The sequence below is a fragment of the candidate division TA06 bacterium genome (assembly GCA_004376575.1).
GTDB lineage: Bacteria > Hydrothermota > DG-26 > E44-bin18 > E44-bin18 > E44-bin18.
The window spans coordinates 1-9,453 of sequence record SOJN01000116.1 but is presented as its reverse complement, the minus strand read 5'-3'; the positions used below and the strand labels follow the sequence as shown (position 1 = coordinate 9,453).

Sequence of the window (9,453 nt, the reverse complement as noted above, 5' to 3'; positions counted from 1 at the left end):
TCCATACGGATACCGGAACTCCTGAAGGGGATGGCAGAGAAATAGAGAGGAATCCAACTAACTGGGGTCCCAGGAGAAACATTAGAGTTGGATTGAGCGTAAACTGGTAGCGCCCGCTAGGATACCAGAGCGAAAGGAGGCAAAGAGGTGGTTGATCTTTTTCTAAAGGGTGGCCCTGTCATGTACCCGTTGCTGGCATGTGGGATAATCGGTCTAGTCTTCATCATTGAAAGGCTGGTTTCCTACGTTCTTGCAGCAACCAATCCCAACGTGCTCGTCGCTGCGATCAAATACGCCTACAAGTCTGGGGGCTATGAGCAGGCGCTTGAAGTTTGCGACAAAAGCCGCAGCCCCATAGCCAGAATTCTGGCCGTGGCCCTGAAGAAGCACCAACAACTGAGTGCATCTTCTGAGGGAGCGAACCCTGCTGGAGATTATGGAAGGCGCAGGGCTGACATAAGGAGAGAGATAGAGGACGCCGTCAGTCTGTCTGGTTCCACTGAACTTGCTTTTCTCGACAGAGGGATGCTGGTTCTTGCCGGCGTATCAACGATTGCTCCAATTCTTGGCTTTTTGGGTACCGTGGCAGGAATGATAAGGGCATTCGACGCTATAGCAATTGCGGGAGAGGTCGAACCCACATTGGTGGCCCGGGGAATATCAGAAGCGCTGATAACTACTGCAACCGGGTTGGCAATTGCGGCACCGGTGGTCGCTTTCCATGTTTACTTCACGTCGAGGATAAACACCTATACAAGGAACATGGAGGTGGCTGCCAACGAGTTGATAAGCGATCTGGTGGAATGATTGTAGGCCGAGGTTCTTGACAAGAACTGGAGGTTGAGTTGGAACTGAGAAAGAGGGCAAGAGCGGAAGCGGTCATTCCGACTGCATCTATGGCTGACATAGCGTTCCTGCTGATAATCTTTTTCATGACAACAACCATATTCGCCACCGAAGCCGGCCTGACCATGGTCTTGCCTGAGCCCGGTGAAGAGGTGAAGATCAAGAAACAAAACATACTGACCGTGCTCGTCAACAAGGACGGCATCATCAAGATCAGCGGAGAGCCAGTCCCGCTTGACGATGTGCAGGCCTTGATAGAGCAGAAGCTTGCGGAGAATGACAGTCTGGTCGTATCACTCAAAACTGCCAGGGAGTGCAGGTACGGGAGAATGATTCAGGTTTTTGATAAGCTAAAACTGGCGAAGGCTGAGAGAATAAGTTTTGCTCCTGCCCCCAAGTCCAAAAGGTGATTAGAGATGAGACTGGGAAAGCGTCAAAAGGCAAAAGCAGAAATACCAACATGTTCAATGGCCGACATTGCATTTCTTCTCATAATCTTTTTTATGGTGACAACAGTGTTTAGAGTTGAAATAGGTCTGCTGATCGAATTGCCAAGGGCCACTGCTGTGCAGAAGCTTCCTAGAAAGAACATAGTACATATCTGGATCAACGACGAGGAGATGATTTCAATAGATGATATGGACACTCCCCTGGGCTCAATTAGCTGGCCTATGTCGCAGAAGCTTATGGTGAACCCCAACATCATTGTTTCCATGCTCACAGACCAGAACGCAAGCTACGGCGTGATGGCAGACGTTTTTGATGAGCTCAAGGATGCCGGTGCGTTAAAAGTTTCACTTGGTGCTAAGAAGAAAAAAGGTGGATGAATAATGGCAAGGAAAACGAGTGACTTGAAGGAAACGTATTCAGACTATCTGAAACTTGCCCTGCTTCTGGCACTACTTTTTCACCTCGTGGGGTTCATTGCTGCTCCTGAATATACGCCTCATCCATATAAACCGAGAACAGAAATGGCCGTTAGAATAGAGACTCTTCCTGAACAGCTGAAGGACATCGTAGAACCTCCTCCTGTGGCCAAGCCAAAGCTGCCGGTAGCTGCCGAGAGCGACGAGGAAGCTGAAGAGACCATAGAAAAAACTGACTTCGACCCTTTTGCGAAAAAGCCTCCTGCACCCGAGATAGAAACGCCGGAGTTTGTACCCTATGACACCCCCCCGGAGCCGAAGTACTGGTTTAAGCCGAAGTATCCTGATATCGCCAAGAAGGCGGGCATAGAGGGGATGGTTGTTCTCAAGCTTCTTGTGGATACCGATGGAACCGTGCTTGACGTCCAGCTCTTAAAGTCACTTCATCCGGCTCTTGACCAGTCTGCGATAACAGCCGCTAGGCAGTGGAGGTTCAGACCGGCAAAACAGAGGGACAAACCTGTAAGAGTCTGGGTGAGCTTCCCGGTCAATTTCATTCTCAAAGAGGGTTGAGCACACCAAAGATGGAGGAAGATATGAGCAGGCGGTTGTTTGTGCTATTGTTTGCCCTGGGGCTGGCTGTCTTGTTTAGCAGCTCTGCCTGGGGAGCAATGGCTGATGGAGAACCCGCTAGGCGCGGAAATATCCTCCAGAACCCGAAGACTGAGGTCAGATCGCACATGTGGGGGAACATAAGGCTTGTACTGAGCAACTGGGGTTTCTTCGGGAATGCGGGAGAATATGAACCGTATGAATGGTCTTGCGAGTTTCCTGCAAACTCCCACCAGGACTATCTGTTTCAGGGCGCGCTGTGGATAGGTGGAGTGATCGATGATGATACGCTCGTTTCAGTTGGGGCAGATGGGTGGTTGCACGAGAATGAGATGTTTCCCGGAAACACTGACAATGATACCATAATGGAGAGATCGATTAACCCCGCATCTCAATTCTACTGGGACCCGGCCGACAGCAGCGACCCACTATTTTTGAAGTACGGCCCTGCGATAAGCGAGGAGGATCTGATTGCTGTCTATACCGATACAGTGGGCAGCCCCTACGTTCCACCAGACCACCAACCTATGGGCATAAAGGTCACACAGCAGACCTACTCCTGGTCGTATGACTACGCTCAGGATTTCATATTGATGAAATTCTGGATTGAGAATATTCGGGGAGATGGAAAGACCATAAGAGATATCTATATTGCGCTTTACATAGACGGCGATGTTACTCCCGTGACGGACTACTATCCGTGCAGGCAGGCGTCAGCTCAGGATGACATAACCGGGTTTAGAGTGTGGAGAGACGAGTCTGATACGCTATGGGCTCCTGGAACCACGCTTTACCTCTGGAATGAGCAGACGCAGAGCTATGATTCGACGGATGTCGCAGGCACACCCAAGTATCAATCTCCTGCAGACTATATAACAGTAGCCTGGCTTGCAGACGATGATGGAATCCACCCAGAGGCCTCTTGTGGTGACGTAGGCCCAGCGAATGGTGTCACGGGGACGAGAGTAGTGTATCCTCCGCCAGAACAGATATCCTTCAACTGGTGGTTTTCTGATTCTGATGATAATCTAGACTGGGGTCCGTACCACACTGAAGACCCAGATGATGTAGATGGGACGCCCATGGGAGACAACGCGAAGTACAGAATAATGAGTAATGGCTACTTCGATCCTGACCAGGTCTGTAATTCTCTTGTATATCCTGCAGGAATCGACAGCATAAACGACACGCGCTATCTTCTCTCCTTTGGTCCCAATGATCTGCCCGCTGGAGATACCCTGGTGATGATTCTCGCATACATTGGTGGAGAGCATTTTCATAACGGCAACCCGTGGTGTGAGTGGAGCTTTGATGACCTGGCCATAAACGCAAGCTGGGCATACACAGTGTATGACAATCCGGGCGTTGACACGGACAGCAATGGATATGCCGGTGACTTTACGATTACAGGCAGCGAGACACTCTACATTTCTGGCGACGGTGCGCCGGACTTCGAAGGACCTCCTCCACCGCCTTCTCCAATGATGACACTAGAGACTGAGGATCAAAAAGTGATCATCAGGTGGGGCAAGCATTCTGAAGTTTACGAAAATAAATTCATCCCTGCACCCTATGATACAGACTATTTCGAAGGTTACAGGGTGTACAGGAGTGAAACTGGCCGCCTGGGAGAATTCACGCTCCTTGCTGAGTTTGACAGGATTGACTTTGACACCAGCGGGACAATACCTCTGTTCTGGAACAGAGGGATGCCGGACTCAATTGAAGTAGAGGGTGGTGAGACGACATACGTGTACGTTGATGGACCGATGCTCAACTACTATCCCAGGTTCTACGCTGTGACAGCATTTGACAAGGGCTATCCACCCGGGTACGGAGATGTCCTGGCTTCTTTAGAAACATCTCCGCTGTCAAATTACAAAAGAGTCACCCCTTCTCCCGAGCCCGGGCAGTTTGTTGGCAAGAACAAGGTCCAGGTTGTCCCCAATCCTTACAGGATAGACGAGGACTACGCAGGTATGAAGTGGGAGGACTGGGAAGGGGCAGGCTGGAGCGAACACACCCGGCGGATAGATTTCATAAATCTTCCTCCTGAGTGCACAATCAGGATTTACAGTCTTAATGGTGACCTGGTGAGGACACTTAAGCACCATGCGTCCGCCAATATGGCGAGTGGCAGGGCTGCGAGTGCGGAGTCATGGAATCTAATCAGCAGAGACGTGGAGGCGATTGTTTCTGGTCTTTATCTGTTCAGTGTGGAAGAACCCAACGGTAGAACACAGGTGGGGAAATTCCTTATACTCAAGTAAATGAAACTTGCAAACTGCGAACGGGGTATGTTTAATCCCGAGAGAAGTCGAGGGAGAGCGTCGCGTGACCCTTCGACAGGCTCAGGGCTAGCGAAGCAATCTAGATGTGAGAATGTCGACGTACGGAGAACGTTGAATTTTCGATTTTCGATCTTCTATTTTCGATTTTCGTGATGGTGGTAGGAGGGCGAACGAAAGGGATTCTCAGGTACTGAGTTTTTGATGTTAGATCTTACATCATAGATCTGAAATATTAAGGGGGACGGTATGAGGAGAACATTCGTTATCACATTGGTCTTGTTATGTCTTCCCATTTCGGTGCTGGGTCAGTCGAAAGTGGGAACAGCAGGCATGGTGTTTCTGGACATAGCACCCAGTGCGCGAGTGGCGGGTATGGGAGGTGCTTTTGTCGCCATCGCTAACGATGCCTCTGCCCTGTACTACAACCCTGCCGGGGTGGCATGGCTGAACAGCAAGCAGTTTGTGGCCACACATACCAACTATCCAGCGGACATAAAACATGACTACCTCGCATATGTGCATCCTATCTCTCCACTGATGGGCGTGATAGGCGTGAGCGCGACTGTTCTGTGGATGGACGCAATGAAGGAGACGGTTCCGACTAAGGGAGGAGCCGAGGGAAACTGGACGGGTAGATACTTCACCTATACGGACTACGCGGGTCAGATCACCTACAGCAAGAGACTGACTGAGAAGTTCTCAACCGGCATCAATCTAAAAGTCATAAGAAGCTTTGCTGAGCGGGAAGAGCTGATGACGATCGCTGGAGATGTTGGCACCTTATACGATACACAGTATAAGAGCCTGAAAATAGGGATGTGCATCTCAAACTTCGGCCCTGACATGGAATACATAAGGGAAAGTTTTCCTCTGCCCATGAACTTCAAGGTTGGCATTTCTGCGGTGCCCTATGATGAGCTTCCTCACAGGCTTGTTGTGGATTTTGAGGGAAGCCACCCGAATCACAATGAAGAGCAGGCCATCGTCGGCGGTGAATATTCGTTCAGTGACATGCTCTTCTTGAGAGCTGGCTACAAGTTCAACTATGATGCCGAAACCTGGTCAGCAGGAGTGGGCTTCAAGTTCAAGGTTGGTTCCATAGGTCTGGGTTTTGATTATGGCTACAGTGATTTCGGATTCGTTACCCAGATGCATAGAGCCTCGCTGGGGATGAGCTTCTAATTGAGGGAGGAGAGTAATGCGAAAAGCAATTCTTACGGCTCTTGTTCTTGGAGTAGTCTCGGTTGTGTTCGTCATGTTTGGATGCAGGATTACCCCTCCACCCGATGTAATCATTGAGAATCAGTGGCCCCGCATCTATCTGGTCAATGTCCCCCCTGACAGCTCGCAGTTGCCCCACGCTCCAATTGTATACTGGTACGGTGCGGATCCCGACGGATATATCATAGCCTATCAGTGGGCTATTGATGATACTTCCACATGGAATACTCTATGGGTGGACTCCGGGATGGGCACCGAAGACACAATCGCTTTTGCCGCGCCCCTACCGGACACTGAATTTACCCATATCTTTTATGTGAGAGCAATGGATAATGACACCGATGTAACGATCTCGGACTCTATTGGGCGGAGGGTGTTTCGTGTTACTAATATCCCTCCCGTGAATACGGTTATCGAAGAAGGTCCTGAAGATTCCACGACGCTCTTCGTAATCTCAGACACGATTGCCACGTGGTATGGCATTTATTTCAAGTGGAGCACAGAAGACTCAGATGAGGTATTCCTTCCCAAATTCTCTTGGAAATGGGATGGTGGTGCGTGGTCGGAATGGGATGAGGCGAGGGAGAAATATTTCACGGGGAACGATGACCCTGCACTGAGAACAACGGGCTGGCACGCGTTCTTCTTGAGGGCGATGGATGATGCCATGGCGATCGATTCAAGCTGTGCCCCAAGGGCCATCTATGTGTCTGTGCCGACCTTGAGTAAACGGCTTCTAGTTATCGATGAAACCTCTGATCGGCTCTCCAATCCGAGCCCTTCTCTTCCTAGCGACGCAATGGTGGACAGCTTCTATGCGCTTATCCTGGATAATGCTGGCTGGGGTGGCTATGAGAGCATTGACAATTCGGACGAGTCAGCCGTTATTCCGCATGATACTATTGGACAATACAGGATCGTTCTTCTTCACACTGATGACTGGAACGTGCCGAGTCTACCCGAGGCCTCGATCCTTGAGGAATATCTTGATGTGGGGGGTAGGCTGTTAATAGGTGGATACCAGGCCCTGTCAAGTTTGACGAGCGGCTTCCAGGATGGCCACCTAGGTGTAGATTCATTGGTGGCCACAACCGGCAATGACTTCATCAGTGCGTTCCCGCAATTCGCCGGTTTTGATACTCTTTTGGTGGATGCAGCAAAGAATATTTTCAACCCGGGCATACCCAACGTCCAGGTATGCTTCATCAAGAATATCCCCAAGGACGCTCTATACGGATATCACTCCGTGTCGGGCGACTCGGCCATGGAAGGTCGGCCAGTCATGTTTCAGTTCGAGCACGAAAGCGGGGAGTTTAGAGCAGCAGCAGCTTCCTTTCCGCTGTACAGGATTGAAGTAGACGGATCGACTGGTGAGCCTTTGGCCACCACGATCAAGAATATTCTGGATTGGTTGAATGAATGATGCACAAGCCATTCTAGAGACTGCTGAAAGGAGGTGAAAGCGCAGGAGCTGGAGATAGAAAAGGTTTTCGAGAAACTTTGTAGCCCCAAGAAAAGGGAGGCAAACGGATGTTGAAGAAGTGTGTTTTGTTCCTGGTTGTTGTGGGATTGGCCGCGTGCGTGTTCGCTTCGGGGAAGATGACTGTTACCATGGACAGGAAGGTTTTCGCAAGGCTCAGAGGTGATGAGCCGATCCGTGCTCCGGTGTATGCAGGCGGGATAACACTCGTTTCGCCAGGTCAGAGAATTGGTGACACATACTATGATGCTCAACACAATTCCTCACTCAATAGAATGATTCAGTTAGACGTTGACCAGGCCGCTCAGGCAGTATGGACAAAGGCCTGGGATAGTGGCCACGTGATAAGGCATGTCCAGTACAACAATTCAGACTGGTGGCCTTCAGCAGGGTCGGACACCTCCGGTATACAGATTGACCCGGGGCAATCAATAAGGTCGGGCTATATCACTTTTGACGTTCTTTCAGACGGAAGGGGAGTAGCCTTCTATCATGTTAGGATGCCGCCTGGCGCCCCGAGCATGTACTTTGTCGCAGCCTGTGCCGTTGACATTATTCCCAGGCTTGGCTCTTTTCAGCAGGTTCTGATAGACACGATTACGATGCCCCCGCTTGAAGCAACGACGGTGATCTGGCCCCATGGAGCGGTGGACGCCCAGGACAACATTCATGTTGTTTCGAGCCAGATTGCACCTAATCCGGGGGATTCCCATATTGTGTATTACTCAAGGTCTACCGATGACGGCACGAACTGGGACAGTTGGACCTCTTTTGATACTCTATACGACCTGAGTTACGATGTGACCACGTCCTGGCAGTCAGGCAAGGTCTGCATTGCATATACCTACAACGTTGGCTGGGCGACCGGACAGATAAACAATGACGTCTACTACGTAGAATCCACCGACTACGGCGCGACTTGGGACTGGACCGCAAAAAACAATATTACCAACTTCATTCCGGCTGATACTACGAGGGCATACTGTGATGTGAACGGTGTTTATGACAACGACGACAGCCTCCACCTCGTTTATCCGCTTCGGTACGTTGTTGGCGACACCTCTTTCTATTACGCGTCTTACATAGAACATTGGTCAAAAGCTACTGGTAGAACCGTTGTGTGCTTCGACACACTAATAGGGTGGCACTCGACCTATACAGCTGGTGCCTGGAGGATGCACTCAGACCATGCCTCAATTGGCATAGATACAACCACAGGTTACCTGTATTGCATCTTCGCAGGAAATCCGTGGGGCGATACCTCTGCCATGGGCTATCCGAACTACGACATATTCGGATCATATTCAACTGATGGAGGAGCCACATGGTCTAAGGCTGTGAACATGTCCAATACTTCGTCCAAAGACTGCAGTGCAGGCAACTGCGATTCTGAAGACTACGCAACCCTGGCCGAGATGGTAAACGACACCCTACACATTTGTTTTGTAGAGGACAAAGATGCTGGTGGTGCAGTGGGCACAGCACCGGAGGGTTCAGTGACTCTGAATCCCATAAGATACTGGGCGGCGCCGGCAGAGATGCTCCTGGTAGGGGTGGAGGAAGACGGCCCGAAGTCGGTGAGGCCGGATCGGTTCTCGCTGGCTCAGAATGTACCAAATCCTTTTGCCAAGCGGACGGTAATACGATACGAACTATCTGGAGCTGCTCACGTGAGAGTTCTGGTTTACGATGCGACCGGCAGGCTCGTGGAGGTCCTTGTTGACGGGAACAAGAATGCGGGTGTTCACGAGGCAGCTTGGGATGCGGGCAGATTGAGTTCTGGAATCTACTTCTATAAGATTGTTACGCCCGGTTATACTTCGACCAAGAAAATGGTGCTGCTGAGATAACTTCAGGAAGTACGAAGTACGAAGAGCGAAGTACGAAAGGGGCGGCTTACCAGCCGCCCCCTTTGCTTTGGGGTCAAACCTCATTGGGTGCCGGTGAACCGATTACAAAAGCAGATTCGGAGCCTGCCGAAGGGTCGCGCGCCTGCCTTTAGTAGGGGCGTATTGCAATACGCCCCTACAGAAATCTGTGGTCCGTGGCCAAAAGTTTATAAGTTTGGCTCTTCTCCAATTCAGTTGGCGGTAGTGCTTGGCAATGGGGTGCTATGTCCTTGTTTGCCATTGGGATT

General features: G+C 50.5%; 8 protein-coding genes. All 8 read left to right on the top strand.

The genetic code is table 11. From position 1 onward, the window contains the following. Window positions 1-147 precede the first annotated feature (147 nt). The 8 genes from E3J62_09735 to E3J62_09700 all read left to right on the top strand — a co-directional run bounded on the left by E3J62_09735 (window position 148) and on the right by E3J62_09700 (window position 9,166). Entirely contained in the window at window positions 148-807 is a 660-nt protein-coding gene (locus E3J62_09735) for a MotA/TolQ/ExbB proton channel family protein (GenBank protein TET44646.1), read from the top strand. Between the two features lie 38 nt (window positions 808-845). After that, on the top strand, window positions 846-1,256 hold the full coding sequence (locus E3J62_09730) for a biopolymer transporter ExbD (GenBank protein TET44645.1): 411 nt from the start codon (window positions 846-848) through the stop codon (window positions 1,254-1,256). Window positions 1,257-1,262: 6 nt separating this feature from the next. Next, window positions 1,263-1,673 carry a biopolymer transporter ExbD gene (locus E3J62_09725; protein ID TET44644.1) on the top strand — a complete coding sequence of 137 codons (411 nt, stop codon included), beginning with the start codon at window positions 1,263-1,265 and terminating at the stop codon, window positions 1,671-1,673. 3 nt (window positions 1,674-1,676) lie between these two features. Continuing rightward, complete coding sequence (locus E3J62_09720; protein TET44643.1) at window positions 1,677-2,285, top strand: energy transducer TonB; 609 nt, start codon at window positions 1,677-1,679, stop codon at window positions 2,283-2,285. A 23-nt stretch (window positions 2,286-2,308) separates the two neighbouring features. After that, on the top strand, window positions 2,309-4,594 hold the full coding sequence (locus E3J62_09715; protein TET44642.1) for a hypothetical protein: 2,286 nt from the start codon (window positions 2,309-2,311) through the stop codon (window positions 4,592-4,594). A 267-nt stretch (window positions 4,595-4,861) separates the two neighbouring features. Next, a complete protein-coding gene (locus E3J62_09710; protein TET44641.1) occupies window positions 4,862-5,797 on the top strand; it encodes a PorV/PorQ family protein in 936 nt (311 codons plus the stop codon). Window positions 5,798-5,813: 16 nt separating this feature from the next. Beyond that, window positions 5,814-7,259, top strand: coding sequence for a hypothetical protein (locus E3J62_09705; protein ID TET44640.1), 1,446 nt, complete (start codon window positions 5,814-5,816; stop codon window positions 7,257-7,259). A 107-nt stretch (window positions 7,260-7,366) separates the two neighbouring features. Continuing rightward, window positions 7,367-9,166 carry a T9SS type A sorting domain-containing protein gene (locus E3J62_09700; protein TET44639.1) on the top strand — a complete coding sequence of 600 codons (1,800 nt, stop codon included), beginning with the start codon at window positions 7,367-7,369 and terminating at the stop codon, window positions 9,164-9,166. Window positions 9,167-9,453 lie beyond the last annotated feature (287 nt).